Annotated in this window: 26 protein-coding genes and 1 tRNA gene; 24 read left to right on the forward strand and 3 right to left on the reverse strand. The window is 60.7% G+C overall.

What is annotated here, in order from left to right; translation table 11 throughout:
• Positions 1-65: 65 nt before the first annotated feature.
• From PW734_06885 to PW734_07000, 24 genes are all read left to right on the forward strand, one after another.
• On the forward strand, positions 66-428 hold the full coding sequence (locus PW734_06885; GenBank protein ID MDE1170916.1) for a hypothetical protein: 363 nt from the start codon (positions 66-68) through the stop codon (positions 426-428).
• Complete coding sequence (locus tag PW734_06890) at positions 425-751, forward strand: hypothetical protein (GenBank protein MDE1170917.1); 327 nt, start codon at positions 425-427, stop codon at positions 749-751. Before PW734_06885 ends, PW734_06890 begins: the two co-directional genes overlap by 4 nt.
• On the forward strand, positions 700-1386 hold the full coding sequence (locus PW734_06895; GenBank protein ID MDE1170918.1) for a hypothetical protein: 687 nt from the start codon (positions 700-702) through the stop codon (positions 1384-1386). Before PW734_06890 ends, PW734_06895 begins: the two co-directional genes overlap by 52 nt.
• A 59-nt stretch (positions 1387-1445) precedes the next feature.
• Positions 1446-3302 carry a phage major capsid protein gene (locus PW734_06900; protein MDE1170919.1) on the forward strand — a complete coding sequence of 619 codons (1857 nt, stop codon included), beginning with the start codon at positions 1446-1448 and terminating at the stop codon, positions 3300-3302.
• Positions 3303-3357: 55 nt separating this feature from the next.
• A complete protein-coding gene (locus PW734_06905; GenBank protein MDE1170920.1) occupies positions 3358-3624 on the forward strand; it encodes a hypothetical protein in 267 nt (88 codons plus the stop codon).
• Between the two features lie 307 nt (positions 3625-3931).
• Entirely contained in the window at positions 3932-4225 is a 294-nt protein-coding gene (locus tag PW734_06910; protein ID MDE1170921.1) for a hypothetical protein, read from the forward strand.
• Positions 4218-4748 carry a hypothetical protein gene (locus PW734_06915; protein MDE1170922.1) on the forward strand — a complete coding sequence of 177 codons (531 nt, stop codon included), beginning with the start codon at positions 4218-4220 and terminating at the stop codon, positions 4746-4748. The genes PW734_06910 and PW734_06915 overlap by 8 nt, the downstream gene beginning before the upstream one ends.
• Positions 4745-5320 (forward strand): hypothetical protein, encoded by a 576-nt coding sequence (locus tag PW734_06920; protein ID MDE1170923.1) that lies wholly within the window; start codon positions 4745-4747, stop codon positions 5318-5320. Before PW734_06915 ends, PW734_06920 begins: the two co-directional genes overlap by 4 nt.
• The gene (locus tag PW734_06925) at positions 5317-5886 is read left to right on the forward strand and encodes a phage baseplate assembly protein V (GenBank protein ID MDE1170924.1); all 570 of its coding nucleotides are present in this window, start codon (positions 5317-5319) and stop codon (positions 5884-5886) included. The genes PW734_06920 and PW734_06925 overlap by 4 nt, the downstream gene beginning before the upstream one ends.
• Positions 5887-5941: 55 nt before the next feature.
• On the forward strand, positions 5942-6277 hold the full coding sequence (locus PW734_06930) for a GPW/gp25 family protein (GenBank protein MDE1170925.1): 336 nt from the start codon (positions 5942-5944) through the stop codon (positions 6275-6277).
• The gene (locus tag PW734_06935) at positions 6274-7128 is read left to right on the forward strand and encodes a baseplate J/gp47 family protein (protein ID MDE1170926.1); all 855 of its coding nucleotides are present in this window, start codon (positions 6274-6276) and stop codon (positions 7126-7128) included. The genes PW734_06930 and PW734_06935 overlap by 4 nt, the downstream gene beginning before the upstream one ends.
• A complete protein-coding gene (locus PW734_06940; GenBank protein MDE1170927.1) occupies positions 7125-7667 on the forward strand; it encodes a phage tail protein I in 543 nt (180 codons plus the stop codon). Before PW734_06935 ends, PW734_06940 begins: the two co-directional genes overlap by 4 nt.
• Positions 7668-7669: 2 nt before the next feature.
• The gene (locus PW734_06945) at positions 7670-8785 is read left to right on the forward strand and encodes a tail fiber protein (protein ID MDE1170928.1); all 1116 of its coding nucleotides are present in this window, start codon (positions 7670-7672) and stop codon (positions 8783-8785) included.
• Positions 8786-8797: 12 nt separating this feature from the next.
• Positions 8798-9214, forward strand: a complete 417-nt coding sequence (locus PW734_06950) for a tail fiber assembly protein (protein MDE1170929.1) — start codon at positions 8798-8800, stop codon at positions 9212-9214.
• Positions 9215-9217: 3 nt separating this feature from the next.
• A complete protein-coding gene (locus tag PW734_06955) occupies positions 9218-9553 on the forward strand; it encodes a hypothetical protein (protein ID MDE1170930.1) in 336 nt (111 codons plus the stop codon).
• Positions 9554-9555: 2 nt separating this feature from the next.
• Entirely contained in the window at positions 9556-10809 is a 1254-nt protein-coding gene (locus PW734_06960; protein MDE1170931.1) for a hypothetical protein, read from the forward strand.
• A 3-nt stretch (positions 10810-10812) separates the two neighbouring features.
• Complete coding sequence (locus PW734_06965) at positions 10813-11289, forward strand: hypothetical protein (GenBank protein ID MDE1170932.1); 477 nt, start codon at positions 10813-10815, stop codon at positions 11287-11289.
• A 72-nt stretch (positions 11290-11361) separates the two neighbouring features.
• Positions 11362-12864: a phage tail sheath subtilisin-like domain-containing protein gene (locus tag PW734_06970; protein MDE1170933.1), complete on the forward strand. Its 1503-nt coding sequence runs from the start codon at positions 11362-11364 to the stop codon at positions 12862-12864.
• 24 nt (positions 12865-12888) lie between these two features.
• Entirely contained in the window at positions 12889-13398 is a 510-nt protein-coding gene (locus PW734_06975) for a phage major tail tube protein (protein ID MDE1170934.1), read from the forward strand.
• 12 nt (positions 13399-13410) lie between these two features.
• Positions 13411-13689, forward strand: coding sequence for a phage tail assembly protein (locus PW734_06980; GenBank protein ID MDE1170935.1), 279 nt, complete (start codon positions 13411-13413; stop codon positions 13687-13689).
• A 114-nt stretch (positions 13690-13803) separates the two neighbouring features.
• Complete coding sequence (locus tag PW734_06985; GenBank protein ID MDE1170936.1) at positions 13804-15438, forward strand: hypothetical protein; 1635 nt, start codon at positions 13804-13806, stop codon at positions 15436-15438.
• A 3-nt stretch (positions 15439-15441) separates the two neighbouring features.
• Positions 15442-15894 (forward strand): phage tail protein, encoded by a 453-nt coding sequence (locus PW734_06990; protein MDE1170937.1) that lies wholly within the window; start codon positions 15442-15444, stop codon positions 15892-15894.
• On the forward strand, positions 15891-16097 hold the full coding sequence (locus PW734_06995) for a tail protein X (protein MDE1170938.1): 207 nt from the start codon (positions 15891-15893) through the stop codon (positions 16095-16097). The genes PW734_06990 and PW734_06995 overlap by 4 nt, the downstream gene beginning before the upstream one ends.
• Positions 16098-16100: 3 nt before the next feature.
• Positions 16101-17270 (forward strand): contractile injection system protein, VgrG/Pvc8 family, encoded by a 1170-nt coding sequence (locus PW734_07000; protein MDE1170939.1) that lies wholly within the window; start codon positions 16101-16103, stop codon positions 17268-17270.
• 45 nt (positions 17271-17315) lie between these two features.
• Here PW734_07000 and PW734_07005 read toward each other — a convergent pair whose 3' ends face one another.
• From PW734_07005 to PW734_07015, 3 genes are all read right to left on the reverse strand, one after another.
• A complete protein-coding gene (locus tag PW734_07005; GenBank protein ID MDE1170940.1) occupies positions 17316-18470 on the reverse strand; it encodes a hypothetical protein in 1155 nt (384 codons plus the stop codon).
• Positions 18471-18627: 157 nt separating this feature from the next.
• Positions 18628-18716, reverse strand: a tRNA-Ser gene (locus PW734_07010).
• 103 nt (positions 18717-18819) lie between these two features.
• Positions 18820-21474: an ATP-dependent Clp protease ATP-binding subunit gene (locus PW734_07015; protein ID MDE1170941.1), complete on the reverse strand. Its 2655-nt coding sequence runs from the start codon at positions 21472-21474 to the stop codon at positions 18820-18822.
• Positions 21475-21570 lie beyond the last annotated feature (96 nt).

A 21570-nucleotide genomic window follows, 5' to 3' on the forward strand; every position in this document is an offset into this window, starting at 1 on the left:
CCTCGGCCATCGCCAAACGGGGCACCCGGGCCGGAAGTGCCGAGTCCGCCGTCTTACAGTCCACTTTGGCCGCAGCCCAGCGCCATGCCGCCGAGTCGGATGCCGCTCTTGCCGCCCATGACCTCGCGGCGGGCAAGCAAGTCGCCAAGGTCAACTCCGACCTGACCAAGCAGGCAAAGCAAATTGCAGCCGGTGACGCAAAACGGAAGCACTGGCTCTATTTTTCGCTCTTCGGCTTCGTTCTGGCCGCCGTTATGGCGATCATCGGTCCGTGGCTGGCCGCAGCTACCGGATACGGGGCATTCCTATCGTCCATCCCAATCCTGGGCGGCATTATTGGAACCGCCGAGCGCGTCGTCGCCGCGTTTCTAGGATTCGTCGTGTTCTCGGCCATTGCCGGACTACTCCACCTCGTCGGCGTTTTATGAAATCGCCAATCGACCATGTCCGCCGATACCAGGAAACCTATCTTCACCTTCCCGGCGTCATCGGATTCCTGGTGGCGATGGCCTTTCTATTCCGAGCCCTTACAGGTCGTGCCGACCGGGAGGACTTGGGCGGAATCGTCGGCCTTGGCGTTCAGGCTCTCACCCTCGTCATCGCCAGCGCCTTCACCATGCTGGCAAAGCGGCGGCTATTCTCCCCCCTGACCGATGATGAGACGCGGACGCTTCCCCGTTGGCGCGTCCTCCTCGATTCATGCGAGACCATCTCCATTTTCTTGTCGGCGCTTTGGGCTTTGGCTCATTGATCGCCGCGGCGACGGCCGCCCTAGTCGAGTTGCCATCCCCTCCCGCGCTATCAAAGGCAGGGCACCAGCTCATACTGGACTACGAGGTCGGCGGTGGCAGATCCTACTATGACCGCTTCCTTCAGCGGCCCAGCTGGCCAGGGGAAAGCTCTGGCGTAACCATCGGCGTCGGCTACGACCTGTCCACCGTCGAACCGGACATCATCCGGGAGGACTGGCACGACATTCCCTCCAATCCGCTGGATCGCCTCGTCGCCACCCAGCCTTTCCACGGGCCTTCCGCGAAGCCCAAGGCCGCCCAGGTCGCCGACATCCTAGTTTCCTGGTCCCTGGCCCTCGACGTATTTGACCGCGTCGACGTCACGCGGTTCTGGTTCGTAACCCGCCGGGCGTTCCCCGGATTCGACCGCCTTCGGCCAAACGCGCAGGCCGCTCTCGTCTCGCTTGTCTTCAACCGCGGCCCGGGAATGTCGGGTCCAGCCCGGCGAGAGATGCGGGCAATCCGCGACGCCGTGCCACGTGAGGACTATGACGAGATTGCCAGGCAGATGCGGACGATGAAGCGGCTCTGGCCGGATTCCGCCGGTCTACGGGTCCGCCGTGATGCCGAGGCCTCGCTGGTTCTGACGCCATAGCCGATTCGGAAATCCGACCAGTAGAGCCGTTTTTAGAATCCCAGCACACTCCGGCGCAAATGAAGCCGAAGATCGAGGAACTCATCGGGAAGCAGCTCCATCGCTCCGCCACCTTGAGCGTGGCCGACGCGGGCAAGCGCACCGTTGAACTGGCGTTCTCTTCGGACAAGCCGGTCGAGCAATGGCCTGGCGTGTTGGAGGTTCTATCCCACGACTCCGGCGCATGTGACCTCTCTCGCCTCAACGACGGGGCAAACATCCTTTTCAACCACGACCCCGATAGCCCACTTGGCGTGGTTGAAGAAGCCCGCATCGACAAGGATAGAGTTGGCCGCGCCCTGGTGCGGTTCGGCAACTCTCCCGAAGCCGTTGCGAAATGGCAGGACGTTCAAGACGGGATTCTGACCAAGGTATCGGTCGGCTACCGCATCTTAGAGCTTAAACTCACGGAGGAACGTGAGGGCGGCCCCGACGTCTACACCGTCACCAAGTGGGAGCCTTACGAAATCTCAATCGTCACGATTCCGGCCGACATGTCCGTCGGCGTCGGTCGGTCGATGTCCCACCAACCCACTCAATCTACCCAAAAACCCATGAACACCGAACCCAAGAACGAAGTCGAACAGAAGCCCACGCCGACCATCTCCATCGAGCAGGAACGCGCCGCCATCCGCAAGGAGGAGAACGACCGCGTCCGCAGCATCACCGCGCTGGGCAAGAAATTCGGCCTCGAAAAGGAGGCCACCGATCTACTGACGGAAGGTGCCAGCATCGACCAGGCCCGCGAAGCCATCTACGAGGCCCTGGAAAAGCGTAACACCAAGGTCACCGACGCGAACAAGCCCGTCGGCTTGAGCGAGCGGGAGGCCAAGGATTTCTCTTTCGTCAAGGCGTTGCGAGTCCTCGCTCATCCGACGGATCACAAGTTCCGGGAAGAAGCAGCCTTCGAGCTTGAAGTCTGCGAAGCCGCAGCGAAGAACATGAGCCACCGCTCCGTAAGCGGCCTTCTGGTTCCAATCGACGTGCTTCGTGTGGTTGGTCAGCGCGCTGCTTCGGGCAATGTCATCTCCGAAAAGTCTGGCACCGGCTACACCGGAACGGGAGCCAATGCCATTCAGACTTCGCTTCTGGCGGATTCCTTCATCGGAATGCTGAAAAACCACGCCACGATCATGAACCTGGCCACCGATCTCTCCGGTTTGGTCGGTAATGTGGACATCCCCAAGCAGTCCGGCCAGATTGGTGGTTATTGGGTGGGTGAAGATGACTCGGCCCCGACCGACTCCCTCGGATTTGGCCTTGTCTCCCTGCGTCCGAAGACTGTTGCCGCCAAGGCGATCATTACCCGGCAAATGCTTAAGCAGCCTTCCTTAGGCGTAGAAAGCCTGGTTCGCACTGATCTCTCCCGCGGCATCGGCCTTGCCATCGATATTGCGGCTTATTACGGAGCAGGTACGGGCAATGCCCCGACTGGCCTCTCTCATGTTGCCGGGATCGGCTCGGTCAATCTGGCCGCAGCGGGCGCGCCGACCTTTGCGGAACTCGTGCAGTGCGAGACCGCGATGGCGTCCGCTAACGCCGACATTGGCCGCATCAGCTGGGTCATTAATCCGGCCCAGCGCGGTTATGCAAAGACGACCCGTCGTCTGGCGACTGCCACCGACTCGGCGACCCTGTGGGAACCTGGCAACACCCTGAATGGCTACCAGGTCCAGGTTACCAACCAGATCACCGCGGGCGATCTGTTCTTCGGAAACTTCGCCGACTTCCTCATCGGTCTGTGGGGCGGCCTTGAACTTACCGTCGATCCCTACTCCGGCAGCGACAAGGGCCGCTTGCAGATCGTCGGGTTCCAGGATGTCGACTTTGCGGTGCGCCATCCCGAGTCCTTCGTCATGGCCACCCACACGGCCTAACAAACTTGGGGCGGGAAGTCTGGGGGCTTCCCGCCCCTCTATCACGTAATCCATCATGAAGATCAAAGTCCTAAAATCCATCCGCATCGGCGGCGTGCATCACTCGGTCAACCAGGTTGCAGAGGTCAACGAGAGCCTGGGCCGGGAACTCATCAACCGAAGCGCCGCCGCGCATCACATCGAGCCCTCCACTCCGACCGACCCCAAAGGTGAGCAGGAAGACGACGAGGAAATCGAGGGCGAAACTTCCGAAGAGAGCGAGCAGGAACAGGCGCAAGCCGAAGAACCCTCCGCTCCAGCGAAGGGCAAAGGTAAAAAGTAATGCTTCCCCCGGCCGCCGCCTCGGTCTACGAGAGGGGAATGGTGGGGGTGGCATCGACTGTCGCCGGGGTTTGCATCTCCAATCTCGACAAGGTCGAGCAGTTCCTCCGTATCACATCCCTCTTCGTGGGTATAGCCGTAGGGGTAGCAACCCTAATTGCGATCCGCCGAGCCAACCGGCGCGGCCAAGCGCCAAAACTTGAGATTCCCGATGGCAGAAGTGATTGAAAACGCCGTGTGTGTCTTTTGGTTGCTGTGGAACCTGCGGGCACTTATGGCCCTATGTAGCGCCTTGAGGTAACGTCCCCATGTTCCAGGAAAACCTCGACGTATTTTTCTCCAGCCTGGATTCCGTCGAGGCGACCTTCACCGTCGACGGAGAGTCGCGAGTCGTGCGCGGATTCTTCGACGAATCGTTCTTCGATCAATCCATCGGCGAGATCGTTCCCGCATCCGTGCAGCCCCGCTTCTCCTGCAAGCTCTCCGACGTCGCCGACATCAAGAGCGAGACGCCCGTCACATTGAACGGGAAGCCATATTCGGTTGTGCAGGTTTGGCCGGATGGAGCCGGAACGGCGACGGTCCACCTCGCCTATGAATAGCAGCTTCCAGGGCATCTATTTCGACGCCAGCCAGATCGTCGACAAGGCCGCTGCACTCACGGCGAAGGAAAAGGACATCCAGCCCGCAATGAGGAAGGCAATCACGCGGACGGCGCGCTGGGCCAGTGGTGAACTGCGGCGCAGGTCGGCAAGGAAGGTCCGCGTCACCGGCCGGGTCATTAAGGGGCGCATGGGTCTCTTCCTACAGGTCGACAAAGCCCGTGTTTTCTTCGGCATGGACCCGATCTCCCTTTCTAGGCTGAACCCCAAAAAAACAAATTCCGGCATCAAGGCGGGGCCGGTAACCGTTCCTGGGGGATTCTTTATCCCCAAGGCCGGGAAAAACGTATTCACCCGTGTCGGGAAAGGGAGATTCCCCATTGAGAAGGCCGAGGGCGTCCATATCGAAAACGAGGGGCAGTCCGCCATCGACTCCATCCTCCCGGATCTGGAACCCCGCATCTGGAATGAGTTTGAGCGGGAACTCAACTGGCAGCGCATCAAGGAGACACGAAGCCGATGACCACCGAAGCGAGCACACCCAGCATTCCCGGCGTAGACCTGGCTGCCCTGCACGAGGCGATCAAGGCGCAAGTCCAGGCAGCCTTCCCAGGGTTTGCGGTCGACTACTACCCCCGCCCGGAGGAGTCCTTCAAGATGCCGAAGGCGATCTACCTAGAGCTGGAGGAGTTCGAGCCGTCCGATCCCCCGCAGACTGGAACGGAGCAGCTGGAGGTCACCCTGCGTTGGTCGGCTATCCTGGTTTTCGATTATAAAAAGGGGAATAAGCTCGCCATCCGGCAGCTGGCTGCCGCCTTCGCCCAGCTCATCACCAACAACCGCTGGGGTAAGCCTGTTGGACCGGGGGTCTTCGTGTCATCCCACCCGGAGAGCTTCCAATACGGACACCAGAACTTCCCCGACCAGCGTACCGACTACGAGACCTGGCGCGTCTCCTGGACACATGAGGCCGCCTTGGGCGACAACGTGTGGGAGCCGATGGGCACCCTTGTTACCGAGGTATTCGCCGGGAGAGGGGACGCGGATGATCCCTCCTCGGCCATAGCCTACGAACAGGTCATATTCCCCGAATGAGCGCGGCTAAAATTTCCGACAATGACCGCCGCCTGGCCTGCATGATCCGGCCCGGCCTGGTATCACAGGTGGACTACGTGAATGCCTTGGTGCGGGTGAAGCTGGGGGACGCGGAAAGCGCATGGCTCCCATGGCTGGTCACGCGGGCGGCCGGGGATCGAACTTGGTCAGCCCTGGAGGTTGGAGAGCAAGTTCTCGTACTATCTCCGTCTGGCGATACCCGGATGGGCTACGTTTTGGGGTCGATCTATAGGGCTTCCTTTCCGGCCCCGGCCAGTTCCGCCGACGTCAGCACGACCGTCTACGGCGACGGAGCCTCCGTTTCCTACGACAGGGCTGCCCACGCCTATTCCATCGACGTGCCGGGCGGCGGAACCGTCAAGGCCACCGCGGGCGATGCTTACGCCGAGGTGGCGTCCGAAAAGGTCACCCTAGCCGTCGGATCGTCGAAAATCGAGGTGTCTTCCAGCGGGATCGTACTGACCTGCGGGGGAACCGCGCTGAACCTCTCCTCCGGCGGGGCCACCTTGGCCGCCGCCAGCGCGTCGGGGTTCGAGAATCACTAGGACGCGGAAATCCGACCAGTAGAACCGCCTCGCCGCGGCGAACTACCCTTTCGCCGTGAACGGAAGCTCTGCCGATACCGGAAAATCGCTATCCGGCATCGACCATCTGCGCCAGTCGATCCGGGATATCCTGACCACTCCACTTGGGTCCAGGGTGATGCTCCGCGACTACGGCTCCCGCCTTTTTGACCTCGTCGATGCCCCTATGAACGAGGCGACGAAGGTAGAAATCTTCGTCGCAACCGTGGAGGCCCTGAACAAATGGGAGCCGCGCTTTAAGACAACTCGGGTTCAGGTGCAGAGCGTGATCGACGGTAAATTCACTCTTTCACTAGAGGGTAACTATCTGCCGGACGGACAGGAAATCGTCATGGATGGCCTTGTTGTATGAGCTACACCCCCATCGACCTATCCACCGTCGCCGCGCCGGACATCGTCGAGAACATCGACTACCTAACAATCCTTCAGGCGATGAAGGATCAGATGGTGGAACTTCTGCCCGACTTCAATGCCTACCTAGATTCCGAGCCGGTGGTTAAAGCCCTGGAGGTGTGCGCCATGCGCGAAATGCTTCTGCGTCAGCGGGTCAACGATGCGGCCCGGGCTGTCATGCTCGCCTCCGCCACGGGCGGCGACCTTGAGCAGCTGGCAGCCCTATTCGGCGTCACGCGAAAGACCGACGAGGCGGATACTGACCTTCGCTATAGAACCCAGCTTTCCCTGGAGGGCCTTTCCACGGCAGGCCCCTCCGGCTCCTATCTGTTCCACGCCCTTTCCGTCGATGGGGTGAAGGACGCCAGCATCACCGGGCCCCCGACGCTTTCTCCTGGAGAGGTTCTGGTCACCTTGCTTGGCACCACCCCAAGCGGCGCGGTGAACGAGACGACAGTGCAGGCGGTCGCCGACGCTCTCAACGCCGAGGATGTACGGCCGATCACCGACCACGTCACCGTACAGAGCGTTACCCCCGTCCCCTACAACATCGTCGCCACCATCTACACATCCAGCGGGCCGGATTCCAACGTGGTCCTTCAGTCGGCGCTAGCATCAGCCCAGACGTTTGCGGACTCCCGGCACAAGATTGGAGCCTCCGTTCCCCTGTCCGGACTCTACGCCGCCCTGCATGTCGCTGGTGTTGAGCGAGTCGTGCTGACGACGCCCGCCTCCGACCTCGCCACCGACTACCAGTCCACGCCGTATTGCAGCGGCATCGAAGTGACCTTCGGGGGGACGACGGAATGAGCGAAAGCCTTCTCCCCCCTAACGCAACGGAGTTCGAGCAGGACGTCGAGACCGTCACGTCTCGAATCTCCGACGTGCCCGTTCCCCTCCGCACGCTCTGGAACCCGGATACCTGCCCGGCGGCGTTCCTTCCTTGGCTGGCTTGGGCCCTTGAGGTGGACACCTGGTCTTCCTCCTGGACCGACGCGCAGAAACGGGCCGTCATCAAGGCCAGCGTCGATGTTCACCGGCACAAGGGCACCCTTGGGGCCGTGCGCCGTGTGCTGGAGCCCTTCGGGCTGTCCGGTGCCATTCGAGAATGGTGGCAGACCACGCCGCCCGGCACGCCCCATACCTTCACCGTCACGTTGGCCATCATCAACACCCCTTCGGACGTTCAGGACGCCATAGCGACCGCTGTCGACCAGGTTAAGCCGGTTCGCTCTGAAATGACCCTGCTTACGACCCAGGGCTTCACCGCCACGCCCTACCTATCCGCCATCGTGCGGCCCTGCCTTTTCACCCGCATCTCTGGAACCGCCACCGCATCGACCTCCTGATTATGTCCGCAATCCCCTTCGTCATCACCAACGCCGGACTGGCCGCCCTGGCCAACGTGGGAAGCCTAGGCCCCGTCACGATTTCCAAGGTGGCTATCGGCACAGGCCTCTACACGCCCAGCGCGACGCAAACCGCACTGCAAAGCCAAACCAAGCAACTGACCCCCAGCGGCTCTACGGTGCCAGCGCCAGGCGTGATTCACATCACCGCGGTCGACAGCTCCCAAGACGCCTACAATGTTGGCGAGATTGGCCTCATCACCTCGACCGGCGTGCTATTTGCGGTCTACTCCCAGGGAAGCAACATCTTGGTGAAGGGTGCCAACTCTGACTTTCTCTTCTCCCTCGATTTTGCCCTTTCAGGGGCAGACCCTGACTCCATCACCGTTGGGGACACCGGCTTTTCATACCCGGCCGCCACAGAGACAACGCTGGGTGTGGCCGCCATCGCAACTACCTCCCTGGTCACTGCCGGGACAGACGATCAAACCATTGTAACTCCGAAGAAGCTGGCAGACCGTGTTGCAGGGTATCTCCTTAAAAGCGGCGGAACGATGGTAGGTCCGCTTGCTCTCTATGGTGACCCGACCGACCCTGCGCAGGCCGCCAATAAAAACTACGTCGACAGCCTAATTCAGGCCCTTTCCGCGACTTACGTTGGCCTCATCGGCCTCTTTCCCATGGCGACACCTCCCCCGGGGTGGATCATCGCCAACGGTTCGCTGATTTCCCGCGCCACCTACGCGAATCTCTTCACCGCCATCGGCACGACCTACGGCGCTGGCGACGGCACTACGACCTTCAAAATCCCCGACCTTCGCGGCGAGTTCCTGCGTGGATTCGACGGCGGTCGAGGAATCGATTCGGGGCGCATCCTTGGATCTTGGCAGGCCGATTCCTTCGCATCCCACACCCACGGTGTCAACGATCCCGGCCACAATCACACCGTGTTTTTTAACGACGGCGCAAATTCCATTTTTGGATTTAGTGGGCCAGGTAGGGCTGGTGGTGGCTCGACTACCACGACTACCAACGGAAGCAACGTAAGCATCCAGGCCACAGGCGGCGCAGAAACCCGCCCGCGCAATGTGGCGTTCCTTCCCTGCATCCACTACTAGGCAACCAAATTTATGAGCCTGCACACCGTCTACTGCTACGATCCCGCCACCCACCTATATACCGGGGAAACCGTGGCGATGGATTGCCCTATCCAGCCTGGTTTAATTCTCATGCCCTACGCCTCCACGTCGGTCGCTCCTCCGTCGGTCGTGACCGGGAAAATCGCAAAGTGGAGCGGCACCGCGTGGTCCCTCATCGAAATCCCAGCCGTTTCCGCGCCTGCGGTCGATTCGGAGGTGGGCACGATGGAATACCTTCGGACGACACGCAATGCCCTGCTGACCGCATCCGATTGGACCCAGCTTTCGGATGCGCCCCTCGATTCAGAGGCAAAGAACTCCTGGCAAATCTACCGCCAGGAACTCCGCGACCTTCCCGAGCACACCGAAGATCCGGCCAATGTCGAGTGGCCGGAATTGCCCTCTTGATCCATGCCAGCCGCATCCTACGACATTACCATCGAGCGCGGAGCCGACTACTCCCTTCCACTCGTATTTAAGGACGGGAATGGAACTCCTCTGAACATCATCGCAGCCACCTTTAAGGCGCAGATTCGGGAAGCCGCGGAGGGAAACGTAATTCTTGCAACCTTCACCGTCACCGTTGACGGGGAGACCCCTGGGCGAGTCGTGATTTCCCTGACGGGATCGCAGACCGCCGATCTCGATTTCGCCAGTGGCGTCTACGATCTTTTCATGTCTAACGCCGGGATCAGCTACCGAATGGTCGCCGGGAACGTCACCATAACCCCCACAGTTACCCGCTAGCCATGGCAGACATTGAAGTGATCGTCACCCCTCCGGCGCAGGTCGTCGTGGAGGTGACGCCCGGCTATCCCGAGGCTGCTACGGCGACGGCGGCATCCAACGCATCCGCAACTTCCGCTGCGGCTGCTGCGGTGTCGGAGGCGAATGCCGCTGCGTCGGCGGCCACAGCAACTACGGAGGCCGGTATTGCTACCGGTAAGGCCTCTGATTCCGCAACTTCCGCTGCGGCTGCTGCGGCGTCGGAGGCGAATGCCGCTGCGTCGGCGGCCACAGCAACTACGGAGGCCGGTATTGCTACCGGTAAGGCCTCTGATTCCGCAACTTCCGCTGCGGCTGCTGCGGCGTCGGAGGCGAATGCCGCTGCGTCGGCGGCCACAGCAACTACGGAGGCCGGTATTGCTACCGGTAAGGCCTCTGATTCCGCAACTTCCGCTGCGGCTGCTGCGGTGTCGGAGGCGAATGCCGCTGCGTCGGCTACTGCTGCTTCAGGTTCGGCTACGGCCGCCGCGGCTTCCGCCGCCTCCATCGCCAACCAGCAGTTACACGGTCAATGCCGCCTAGATTTTGTCAGCTCGACGCAGGTTAAGCTTTCCCCGTTTAATGGAAACCGAATCATTATCGACAACGTGGCGCAGCAAATCCCCGCCACGGCCCCGACTCTTTCCAATTCCGGCATAGGGAATTTGACGGCCCGATACGTGTATGTGGGGATGGTGTCCGGGGTTATGACTCTTTCCTCCTCAACTACAGGGTATGCCACAGACCCTCGGAACGGGGTGCTCGTTTTAAGCGGTGATGCCACGAAAACGTTTGTTGGGATGGTCGGCACGGACTCCTCTGGTCTCTTTCAGGACAGCGTTACCGCTCGGCTCGTAAAGAGTTTCTTTAATCAGAAACGGATGGGGTTGTATGCCTATTTCACATACTCAACCTCATCCACTTCGTGGGTTGAATTATCTTCGTCTTCCCGAGTCTATTTTCTTGGGGACGGGAAATCGGGGGATTCGTTGGCCGCCGCGACCATAGAATATATTCAAACCGCGAATGACGTTTTCTGTTATTTCGCAATGGGCATTAACGGCGCTACGAATGGAGGCCCAACAACCTGTAAGCAATATACCGCCAGGGAAATAACCCAGCCTGTAAATCAGGTCCAGGCAAGCAGCACGGGCATTAATTACTTTTCGGCGTTCGGGTATGTGGCGTCCGGCTCATATTCTGGATGGGGCACCGTTTGGGGAAGCACCATGGTTTAAAAAATGAATATTATTCAAAAATCAATCGGCCCCTCCTTCGCGGAAGAAGTTCTGAAATCGTCCGTTTCCGGGTGCCCCTTCACCTGGGACGCAAACGGCGTTTACTATGCGGACGGCGCTCTCACAGCCGATCAGGTTACGGCTTTGAACGCGCTTGTTTCGGCCCACGACTCCACTAAAAAATCCGCCCAGCAAGTCTACGATGAGGCCGTTGCCGCCGGGTTCGACACGGGCCGTGGCTACACCCTGGCTTGCGATCAATCCACGCAGTCTCTCCTCGCTAATACCGTATCCCTTCTTAACGTCTCTCTGCTCGTCGCTACGGACGATGCAGCTAGGGCGGCCATCCTCAATTCCGTGCAGACGATCCAGGACAACGCCGGGACGACGCACTCTGAAAAGACCTCCGACCTGATTCCGGTCCTGGTCGCCTACGGGAACTACTGCAAGCAGCTCCTCTACGCATTACAGGGCTCCTAGAGCGCGGAAATCCGACCAGTAGAGGAGTATGGCGGGTGGCTCTTAAATCGGTGGAAAACCACCACATCCACCATGCCCGAACAATTTCTCCACGGCGTCGAAGTCGTCGAAGTCTCCGACGGAACTAGCGCCATCAGTACGGTAAAATCCTCCGTAATCGGCCTGATCGGCACTGCCCCCGACTCGCAGGAAGCTGTAACGGCCTCCATGGCGACCGGAAGCGTCGGCGACAACACCGCCCTGACCTGGACGAGCAAGCTTGCCGGGGCTCTGGGGAACGACATCAGCGTCTCCATGCGTTCGCCAGGAACGGCCTCTGCACCTCTCTCTATCACAGTTTCCGGCAAGGCGATCATTGTCTCCCTTGCCACCAGCGCGGCCAAGGCGATCACCACTACCGCCACGCTGCTGAAGACTGCCATCGCGGCAAACGCTTCGGCTAACGCCTTGGTAACGGTGGCATCTACCGGAGTTTCTACCGGAGCGGGCGTCCTGGGCTACCAGGCCACCAGCTACCTCTCTGGCGGCCTTGACGAGGCATTCCCGCTGAACACCCCGGTCCTCATTGCCGGTTCGGCGACCGCCGCGGCCGCCCTGGGCTCGAATGGCACCTTGCCCGCCGCCATCGACGACATCTTCGACCAGGTCGGAGCCGCCATCGTGGTCGTGCGCGTCGAGGAGGGGGATGACGCCGCGGAGACCGCCGCCAACATCGTCGGGTCGGCGGCCGCCTCCTCCGGCGTCTACGCCTTCCTGGGGGCCGAAAGCGCGGTCGGCGTCGCCCCGCGCATCCTGGTTGCCCCGGAGTTCACGGACGATCCCACCAACGGCGTTGTCCAGGAACTCTTGATCGTGGCGGCCCGCCTACGTGCAGTGGTCATCGCCGACGGGCCGAGCATGACCGACTCGGACGCCGTGCAGTACATCCAGAATTTCGGCTCCGACCGACTCTACGTGGTCGACCCCGCCGTCAAGGTCGTTGTGGACGGGGTGACCGTCATCCGGCCCGCCTCGGCCCGCGTGGCGGGCATCATCTCCCTGGGGGACAACGCACGCGGCTTCTGGTGGAGCCCTTCCAACCAGGAGATCGCCGGGATTGTGGGCACCGAGCGCCCGATCAACTTCTCCCTGGGCGATCCCAACAGCCAAGCGAACCTCCTTAACGAGAGCAACATCGCCACCATCATCCGCCAGGACGGCTTCCGCCTGTGGGGAAACCGTACGACCTCTAGTGATCCGAAATACGCCTTCCTCTGCGTCCGCCGCACGGCGGACATCATCATCGACTCAATCCAGCGAGCCCACTTGTGGGCAATCGACCGGCCGATCACAAAGACCTACGTCAAGGATGTCACCGAGCGGGTCACCGCCTACCTTCGGGATCTCAAGAATCAGGGAGCGATCATCGACGGAAAGTGCTGGGCTGACCCGGACCTCAACACGCCCGCGAACATCTCCAACGGTGAGGTGTTCTTCGACTTCGACTTCGCGCCGACCTACCCGGCGGAGCACATCACCTTCCGGGTCTCGATTAACAACGATTACCTTAGCGAGATCGTCTCGACCGAGTCCTAAACCCACCCTCCACCACATCCACCCATGGCTACCGCAAATCGCATCCTCAAGAACTTCTCTCTCTTCATCGACGGGAAGGGCTACGCCGGAAACATCGACGAGCTGACGCTTCCGCCGCTGACGACCAAGATGGAAGACTTCCGGGCGGGCGGCATGGATTCGTCCATCGCCATCGAGATGGGCCAGGAGAAAATGGAGTTTAAGTTCACCCTCTCCGCCTATGAGCCTGCCGCGCTCGCTCTTTGGGGCGTGGGCGAGGGGAGTTCCGTTCCCTTGGTGGCCCGCGGCGCGGTCCAGAACCTAGACGGAACTGTAGAGCCCGTAATCGTGACCATGCGTGGCACCATCCGCTCCATCGAGCCCGCCGCCTGGCAGGCTGGCAACAAGTCCTCCGTGCCCTTCACTGTCGACCTCCGCGCCTACAAGTACGAGCAGAACGGCGTGGTCATCCACGACATCGATGTCGTCAATATGATTCGGCTAGTCAATGGAGTCGATGCGCTGCAAAGCCAGCGTGACGCGATTGGCACCTAAACCCCCAATAAAATGAGCAAGAAAATCATCCTGTCCAAGCCCATCACCGTCTCCGGCACCCTGGTCGACACGCTCGAAATGCGTGAGCCTAGCGTCGGCGATCTTCGCGTGGCCCAAAAGGGCCGCACCCCGGAGGATGCCCAGCACGTCCTACTTGCCAATCTTCTTCAGATCACGCCGAAGGAGGCGGACTCCCTTTCTCTGGTAGACTATGGCCGTGTTGGTAAAGCCTTTCAGGAGTACGCCACGGAGGGTGGCGATTTTTTGCCCTCGGAAGAGACGGCCTCCTAAACGCCGTAATGGCGCTGGCGCTGCACACTCATTGGCAGCCGAGCGAGATTGATCGGCTCACGGTGCAGGATTTCGCGGACTATCATAAAATTCTGGTGAAAGCCCTCTCCAAGCATGGCTGAAAAACGGTACAAGGGCGTAATCGAGATCGGTGGGAAGCTCGACGGGAGCATCAAAGCTTCCTTCGATGTCTTGGGCGCGCTGACAAAGAAGTTCTCGGCGAACCTCAAGGAGCTACAGAACCAGGCCAAGCTCACTAGCGGATTTCTGAACACGAGCTTCGCGAATCTAGCCGGGAAGCAGCTGGATATTCTGAATGCCAAGATTGAGCGCACCAGCCGCTCCATCAAGGGCCTCTACGCCATTCAGCGAGGCTTTGCCGGGATTGGCAGCGGTCTTTCTCGATTCGGCATCGGAAATGGCTACGTCGCTGCTGCCGCAACAGCAGGTCTCGGTCTTGGATTCAAGGGAATGCTTCACGCCGAGGCCGAGCAGGAACAGGCCCAGATCGCTCTATCCGTCATGGACCGGAGCAAGGAAAAGGGAAAGCAAGACCTGGCCTGGATCGACAAATTTGCTTACACGACCCCATTCGAGATTCCAGAGGTGCGGAGCGCCTTCGTTCGCCTGAAAAGCCGCGGGCTTGATCCCACCAAAGACGATCTACTTAAGACCATTGGCGATGCGGCTTCTGGCAGCGGGCGTAGCATGGATGAGGCCGTGCAGGCTTTCGATGACGCGATGGTAAACCAGAACCGGATGATCGCCGGTTTTGGCATCAAGGTGATCGAGGAAGGCGTCGGCCAGGGGAAAGCGATGGTCGAGTTTACCAATCATCTCGGTAACCAGATGAAGGTCTTGATCGACAAAAACGACATGGAGATGAAGAAGCGCCTTTATCTCGCCATCTGGAAGGATCGCTACGGCGGCCTTATGGCCGAGCAGATGAGCACCTGGTACGGCATGATCTCCAACCTCAAGGACTACGCCGTTCGCTTCGGCCTGGCTATTATGCAGTCCGGGCCATTTGAGAAGCTGAAGGCCAGGCTCAAGGAGATTCTGGACGGCATTGAGGCATCCATTAATAACGGAGGGTTTAAAAAGGCCGCGGAGGAATGGGGGCAGAGAATCTCCGATTTGATCGACGCGATTTTATCTCTAGGCAAGGCGGTAAATTGGGTCTTCGACCACATCGGCGGATTGAAGGCTGTTTTTTGGGGGCTAGGCATCATCATTGGGTCCTCTCTTATTGTTAAGATAAGTGGCCTGGTGAAGGGGCTGTGGGAGATTGGTGCCGGTCTGATAAGCGTTTTCAGCGGATCCCGGGTTTTGCTTTCTGCTTTGGGTCTCCTTGATTGGCCCATTGTTTTGATAACCGGGGCAATCATCGCCTTAGTTGCTGCTATCGACCTCCTAATTTCCAGGTGGGATTCCATCTCTAAATTCTTTTCATTGTTTGGAGGCGGAGGGATCGGGCTGCCTGGCCTTTCCTTCGCTGGAGTTGGTTCCTCCGGCACGCCGAATCTACTCGGCTCCAGCATGGACTATGTTCCGCCCTCGGCGTCGACAAGCGGCTTCGTGATGGCCCCACCCCCGTCCTCCACCCACAAGGCCATGACCGACAATCGGCAGTACCGGATCACCATCAACGCCCAGCCGGGCCAGGACCCCAAGTCCATCGCCGACCTCGTCGTCCAGCGCATGCAGGGTGACGAAGCGGCAAACGCGGCCGGGGCCCTCCACGACTAGGTTATGGCAATCGGAACTATCATGATGGCCCTGGGGGCCTTCCGCTTCTCCCTCGACACCGCGGCCTATCAGCGGCTTGAGCGGGAGACCTCCTACCGCTGGCCGCAGAGCGAACGCTTCGGGAAGCTGCCTCTCCTGCAAAGCACGGGCCCATCGTCCGACTCGATCACCCTGGAGGGAATCATCTATCCCGGCTTCAAGGGGAGCGCCACCCAACTCGACCTCCTACGTACCCAGGCCGGTCTTGGCACCAAGCTGACGCTGGTCACGGGGAGGGGTGTTTATCTGGGCCTCTGGTCTGTCCTCTCCGTCCGCGAGGGGCAGGAATACTTCTTCTCCGACGGCGTGCCTCGCAAGCTCGACTTCACCGTGCAGCTCGTCCAGGCCGACGACCTAACGGTCAAAATCGCGGGATTCCCCGTATCTGTGGGTGGCCTAATGGGGCTTCTCGTATGACCTACCGCACCAAAGAGGGCGAGACCGTCGATGCCATCTGCTACCGCTATTACGGCACGACCTACAGCGGCCAGGTGGAGGCCACGCTGGAGTCCAACCGCCCCCTTGACCTCGGCCAATACGTTACGCTCCCTGCCGGACTCCTCATCACCCTGCCGGACGTGACGCCGAAAACCCAGGAAGTCGTCCGTCTATTTTCCTGACGCATGACGCCGGATTTCAAAGTCACCGGCCAGGAAGGGGATCTGACCGACAACTTCCGGGACCGGCTCATCAGCCTCACCGTCACCGACAACGCGGCGGAGGTCTCCGACGCGCTCGACATCTCCCTCTCCAACGCAGACCGCCGCCTCATCATCCCGGACAAGGGGGCGATCCTCACCGTCAGCCTGGGCTACACCGGCCAGCTTCGCGTCATGGGGTCTTACATGATCGACGCGGTGATTCTCTCCGGGCCGCCCGACATGGTTCGCGTACAGGGCAAGGCCGCGCCTTTCACCGGAGCGGCTGGGCAAAAACCGATCCAAAGCCGCAAGACGCGCTCCTGGTCCGGCATGACAATCGGGGAAATCTTCAAGACTATCGCAAAAGACAACGGCCTCCAGGCGGCCATAGACGACGAGATGGCACAGGTTCCGATTCCGCATATCGACCAGTTGGCTGAAAGCGACATGAACCTACTTACCCGTCTATCACGTGAGTACGGAGCCGTCTTCAAGCCCATGATGGGCCGCCTGGTTTTCTCCAAGCGCGGCACATCAAAGAGCGTGAACGGAAAGAGCCTAAAAGGTATCACCCTCGACCGGGAAGACGTCATCTCCTACCAGGCCACAATTGGCAGACGCACCCGCAAGGCCACAGTCTCGACCCGCTACCACGACAACAACCTCGGCCAGACCGTGACCCTAACCCGATCTAGCAATGTGGAATCCGTCGTGAGCGGCAGCTCGGTAACCCCTGCCAGCACTACAAGCATCGACGGCGCAGGTTACGAGGACGATACGACGGACGCTGGCGCGGACTACCAGCATCCTCATCCCTATCCCGACGCGGCAACGGCCGCGGCGGCCGCCGACTCAATGCTCGATCAATCGGAACGCGGGGAGCACAACATCGAGGTGACGCTGGCAGGGCACCCGGAGTTCATGGCAGAGGGCACCCTGACCCTGACCGGCGACTTTCCCTCCGCCATCGAAAAGGACTGGATCATCACCGCCGTGCAGCACACCCTGGCGAAAGATCGAGGCTACGAGACGAAGGTGATTTCCGAGAAGAAGCGGTCGAAGGAAAAAGCTACGGATGCCACCGCGGACGCTATCAACCTGTCGTCGACGTCGAACGTTGAGGGAATCGTCAGCGGCGGATCGACGAATTAATGGCGGGGTAGCAGGAACCCCCGACATGTTCACTGGTCGGATTTCCTATTTGGGGCGCAGCGCGAACCAGGCCTCTCCATCCGTCCTTTTCAGGGCGCGAATGTAATGCTGGCGAGCCACCGTCTCACTGTTCCCCATGTTTTGCGCTAAGGCGGCTGCTCCCTTCTCGGGATAGGCGGCCAGGAAATAGCTCGCGTAGGAGTGGCGAGGCGCATTGTCGGGCCATTCCTTCAGGCCAGCCGCCTCGACCAATTTCCCACGACCGGCGTAGAACTCCCGAATTGGACAGTCGACGACTCGACCGGATTTCTTCGCCATGGGCTCGATCCAGGCGCGCAGAGCGTCGGTGATTGGAACCCATCTCTCATTGTCTCGTTTCCTAGTCTTCTTCGCCACCTCACGGCGGATGTGAATGGTTCCCTCCTTCCAGTCGAAGTCGGACCATTCCAGGACCGGCCTTTTCCATCCGGGGGGCACCATCTCGCAGGAGCGAATCCCGGCGAAGCATCCGAGCGCCAGGACAACGCGATTTACTCCCTCGGCCGCCTCCAGCATATCGACAGCCTCGGATTCCTTTAGGATATCGGGTGGCCGGTATTCGACGGTAGGCCGCTGCACGATCCGATTGGGCACCTTCATTGGGTGCTGGCCAATGTGCCCACGCTCTATTGCGAAATTGAAGAAGCCAGATAGGGAGAGGTAGTGGTTTAGGCGGCTTTGCTGGTCGGGGATGGCGTCGAGATAGCGGGTTATCGTTTCCGGCCCGATGGCGTCGGAGGAGTAGGCCCCGTGCTTGGCTGCAAATGATGCCAGGCGCGACTTTAGCGTGCTACGGTGACGCAAGCCGCTCCGCTTCACCTCGGCATGGAATTTCAGGAAGAGGTCGATCAAGTCGCTCACCCGTACGGCATTCTCGGCCATGGGGGTATCCTTGAAGCGTCGGATGGCATCTAGGAGCTGGTCGGCAGAGAGCCCCTCCTTCCTGGCCATCGACAACGCCAGGCGCTCGTCCTGGGAGATGGCAGCTCCGCGTCCATGCTCGGCAATCGACTCTTCCAGTCGGGTTTTTTCGTCCTGGGCAGCCCGCCGTGTGGGGAAGAAATACCTTTCCACTTTACCGCTCTGGCTGAATTTCGATGGTACCCGGAGCATCATTTTTCCTCGGGCGGCTTGGATGGTAATTTTGCTGGGGCGTCCCATAGGGTGAGGGTATGGAATGGGGCAGATTCCCTCAAGTGCAACTTAGTGCAATTTATTCGAGGCACTCATCCCGCGATTGCTACTCATGCAACATCGCGTGTTGATGGCATGAGGTGCCCCATAAGCACCATTTCATGCGGAAGAAATTGAAAACGCGCGGAGCCGGGGGGATTCGAACCCCCGATACGATTTTACTCGTATAACGGTTTAGCAAACCGCCGCTTTCGGCCACTCAGCCACAGCTCCTGGCGCGACCTTTCGTTGTAGAAGGTCGGCCCCGTTCTGGCAAACGGAAACGCCGCCGCCGGTGCAAAGACCGACGGCGGCGTCCGGGAGGGATCCCAACCGGTTACTGGAGCCGGACGCGCTCGGGCGCGTTGCTTTCGCCGCCCAGCAGGGAGCTGCGGCTGGCGCCGTCCAGACCGCCGTCCAGCAGGTCGGTAACGGGCGGGCGGAAGCGGTCCAGGCCCAGGATGTTGGTGGGGGCCGGGGTGGGCAGGGCGTTCGCGTCGCGGAAGGTGATCTTTCCGTCCTTCACGCCGAGGTCGAGCGTCTGGCCGTCCGTGAGGGTGCCTTCCAGGATCCCGTCGCTGAGGGGGTCGAGCACGTTCTTCTTGAGCGCGCGTTCCATGGGGCGGGCGCCGTACTGCCGGTCGTATCCCTTTTCCATCAGGAATTCGGAGGCTTCCGGGGTCAGGCGCAGCTTCATGCCGTGGGAGGTCTGCAGGCCTTTGTTGATCCGGGCGATCTGGAGGTCGAGGATCTCTTTGACGTCGTTCTTTTCCAGGGGGTGGAAGACGACGACGTCGTCGATGCGGTTGAGCAGCTCCGGACGCAGGGCCTTCTTCACGGCGCCAAGCATGATGTTGTCGATCTTCTCCTGGGAGAAGGTCTGGACGGGCTTTTCCCCCTTGGTGAAGCCGTGGTTTTTGGCGCCCGCGCGCTCCAGCTCGGCGCGGAGGTCTTCCGTGCCCAGGTTGGAGGTCATGATGAAGTAGGTGTTCTTGAAGTCGACCGTCCGGCCCTGGCCGTCCGTCAGCCGCCCGTCATCCAGGACCTGGAGGAGGAGGTTGAAGACGTCCGGGTGGGCCTTTTCGATCTCGTCCAGGAGGACGACGGAGTGGGGCTTCCGGCGCACGCGCTCCGTCAGCTGGCCGCCTTCCTCGTAGCCGACGTAGCCCGGAGGCGAGCCGATGAGCCGGGAGGTGCTTTGCTTTTCCATGTACTCGGACATGTCGATGCGGATGATGTCCTTATCGTCCTGGTTACCCAGGACGACGCGGTTGAGCACGCGGGCGGTCTCCGTCTTGCCCACGCCGGTGGGGCCCAGGAAGAGGAAGGAGCCCAGGGGGCCCTTGTTGACCTCGACCTCGGCGCCGGAGCGCTTCACGGTGCGGCCCACGGCTTCCGTGGCCTCTTTCTGGCCGATGACGTGCTTGTTCAGCTCCTCGGTGATGTGGCTCAGGCGCTTCTTGTTGTCTTCCCCGATCCGGTCGGCGGGGATGCCGGTCCACTTGGAGATGACGTTGCGGATCTGGTCCTCGCCGATGACGACGGGGTTCTTTTCCCGCTGGCTATTCCAGGCGGAGTTGGCCTGGTCGAGTTCCTTCTTGGCGTTGTTCTCCTTTTCCTGGAGCTCGATGCACTGCCGCAGGACTTCCGGGCTGTCGTCGTGGCGGGAGAGGGCGATGGCCTCGTCCTTTTGCTTGCGGACGAGGGCGTGTTCCGCCTCCAGCTGTTTGATTGCTTCCGGCCGGTGATTGGAGTCGGCGTGGGCGTTGGAACCGGCTTGGTCGATGAGGTCGATCGCCTTGTCCGGCAGGAAGCGGTCCTGCACGTAGCGGGCGGAGAGGCGGACGGCGGAGGCCAGCGCTTCCGGAGTGTAGGTCACCTTGTGGTGCGCCTCATACTTCGGCTGGAGGCCCTGCAGGATCTGGAGGGTTTCCTTCTGGGAAGGCTCCGGCACGTCGACGACCTGGAAGCGGCGGCCCAGGGCCTTGTCCTTCTCGATCCGGCGGAACTCGTTAGGAGTGGTGCCGCCGATGACCTGCAGGCTGCCGCGCGCGAGGGCGGGCTTGAGAATGTTGGAGGCGTCCAGGCCGCCTTCCGCGTCGCCCGCGCCGACGAGGGTGTGGGTCTCGTCGATGAAGAGGATCGCCTTGGCGGCTTCCGCCTGCTCGATGACGCCCTTGAGGCGCTCCTCGAACTGGCCGCGGTATTTGGTGCCCGCCACGAGGTTGGCCAGGGGGATGGAGAAGATGCGGCGGCCGCGCAGTTCCTCGGGAACGTCGCCCTTCACGATGGCCTGGGCCAGGCCTTCGATGATGGCGGTCTTGCCCACGCCGGCGTCGCCGATGAGCATCGGATTGTTCTTCGTGCGGCGGCCCAGGGCCTTGATCACCTTGTCGAGTTCCTCGGTGCGGCCGATCATCGGGTCATACCCGCCCTTGGCGGCGATGGCGGTCATGTCGATGCCGAATTCCTCGAGGATATCGAGGTCGCCGTTCGACTGGGGGATGGGGGAGGGGTACTTGCCGTTGTCGAGTCTCATAGTCAGGGTGCGTTTGAGGTTGGGAACGAGAGTGTGGAAGGTGTTGAAGACCGCCTGCAGGGAGTCGGAAGGACCGTCGATGGTCTCTTCCACCACGCCGTAGAGGAGGTGGTCCGGGTCGATGAAGTGGTTGCGCTGCTTGGCCCGGAATCCGGCGCGGAACATGGCATGCCGCAGCGCCTGGGTGTGGGACGGCACCACGCCGGTGACGACGGGAGGGATGGTGGTCCCCGCCCGTGCGTGGCGCAGCTCCAGCTGTTTCTTGACCTCTTCCCGCACGATGCCCAGTTCCCCTTTGCTCATTTGATTGAGCAGCTGGGTAGACATGCCGTAGCGGGTCCGCAGCAGGCCGAGGAAGAGGTGCTCCAGCTCAATTTGCCCATGACCCATTTGGAAGGCCTCCAAGACGGTGTTCTCGATCACCTTATCCGAGGCGTGGGTAAAGTCGCTCATGAGGGGGGGACGGTAGAATGGCGGCTGTTAAAAGTCTACTTAATCTATCTATCAATATTATCCCATCTGGGAAGATGGCTAACAAAGCAAGAAGAA

This window comes from Verrucomicrobium sp. (assembly GCA_028283855.1).
In the GTDB taxonomy this organism is placed as follows: domain Bacteria; phylum Verrucomicrobiota; class Verrucomicrobiia; order Methylacidiphilales; family GAS474; genus GAS474.

What these genes read in the sequence shown, in the direction of transcription:
- PW734_06890 (MDE1170917.1), top strand. Translation starts at nt 425, where the DNA reads ATGAAATCGCCAATCGACCATGTCCGCCGATACCAGGAAACCTATCTT.
- PW734_06895 (MDE1170918.1), top strand. Translation starts at nt 700, where the DNA reads ATGCGAGACCATCTCCATTTTCTTGTCGGCGCTTTGGGCTTTGGCTCA.
- PW734_06900 (MDE1170919.1), top strand. Translation starts at nt 1,446, where the DNA reads ATGAAGCCGAAGATCGAGGAACTCATCGGGAAGCAGCTCCATCGCTCC.
- PW734_06905 (MDE1170920.1), top strand. Translation starts at nt 3,358, where the DNA reads ATGAAGATCAAAGTCCTAAAATCCATCCGCATCGGCGGCGTGCATCAC.
- PW734_06910 (MDE1170921.1), top strand. Translation starts at nt 3,932, where the DNA reads ATGTTCCAGGAAAACCTCGACGTATTTTTCTCCAGCCTGGATTCCGTC.
- PW734_06915 (MDE1170922.1), top strand. Translation starts at nt 4,218, where the DNA reads ATGAATAGCAGCTTCCAGGGCATCTATTTCGACGCCAGCCAGATCGTC.
- PW734_06920 (MDE1170923.1), top strand. Translation starts at nt 4,745, where the DNA reads ATGACCACCGAAGCGAGCACACCCAGCATTCCCGGCGTAGACCTGGCT.
- PW734_06925 (MDE1170924.1), top strand. Translation starts at nt 5,317, where the DNA reads ATGAGCGCGGCTAAAATTTCCGACAATGACCGCCGCCTGGCCTGCATG.
- PW734_06935 (MDE1170926.1), top strand. Translation starts at nt 6,274, where the DNA reads ATGAGCTACACCCCCATCGACCTATCCACCGTCGCCGCGCCGGACATC.
- PW734_06940 (MDE1170927.1), top strand. Translation starts at nt 7,125, where the DNA reads ATGAGCGAAAGCCTTCTCCCCCCTAACGCAACGGAGTTCGAGCAGGAC.
- PW734_06945 (MDE1170928.1), top strand. Translation starts at nt 7,670, where the DNA reads ATGTCCGCAATCCCCTTCGTCATCACCAACGCCGGACTGGCCGCCCTG.
- PW734_06950 (MDE1170929.1), top strand. Translation starts at nt 8,798, where the DNA reads ATGAGCCTGCACACCGTCTACTGCTACGATCCCGCCACCCACCTATAT.
- PW734_06955 (MDE1170930.1), top strand. Translation starts at nt 9,218, where the DNA reads ATGCCAGCCGCATCCTACGACATTACCATCGAGCGCGGAGCCGACTAC.
- PW734_06960 (MDE1170931.1), top strand. Translation starts at nt 9,556, where the DNA reads ATGGCAGACATTGAAGTGATCGTCACCCCTCCGGCGCAGGTCGTCGTG.
- PW734_06965 (MDE1170932.1), top strand. Translation starts at nt 10,813, where the DNA reads ATGAATATTATTCAAAAATCAATCGGCCCCTCCTTCGCGGAAGAAGTT.
- PW734_06970 (MDE1170933.1), top strand. Translation starts at nt 11,362, where the DNA reads ATGCCCGAACAATTTCTCCACGGCGTCGAAGTCGTCGAAGTCTCCGAC.
- PW734_06975 (MDE1170934.1), top strand. Translation starts at nt 12,889, where the DNA reads ATGGCTACCGCAAATCGCATCCTCAAGAACTTCTCTCTCTTCATCGAC.
- PW734_06980 (MDE1170935.1), top strand. Translation starts at nt 13,411, where the DNA reads ATGAGCAAGAAAATCATCCTGTCCAAGCCCATCACCGTCTCCGGCACC.
- PW734_06985 (MDE1170936.1), top strand. Translation starts at nt 13,804, where the DNA reads ATGGCTGAAAAACGGTACAAGGGCGTAATCGAGATCGGTGGGAAGCTC.
- PW734_06990 (MDE1170937.1), top strand. Translation starts at nt 15,442, where the DNA reads ATGGCAATCGGAACTATCATGATGGCCCTGGGGGCCTTCCGCTTCTCC.
- PW734_06995 (MDE1170938.1), top strand. Translation starts at nt 15,891, where the DNA reads ATGACCTACCGCACCAAAGAGGGCGAGACCGTCGATGCCATCTGCTAC.
- PW734_07000 (MDE1170939.1), top strand. Translation starts at nt 16,101, where the DNA reads ATGACGCCGGATTTCAAAGTCACCGGCCAGGAAGGGGATCTGACCGAC.
- PW734_07005 (MDE1170940.1), bottom strand. Translation starts at nt 18,470, where the DNA reads ATGGGACGCCCCAGCAAAATTACCATCCAAGCCGCCCGAGGAAAAATG.
- PW734_07015 (MDE1170941.1), bottom strand. Translation starts at nt 21,474, where the DNA reads ATGAGCGACTTTACCCACGCCTCGGATAAGGTGATCGAGAACACCGTC.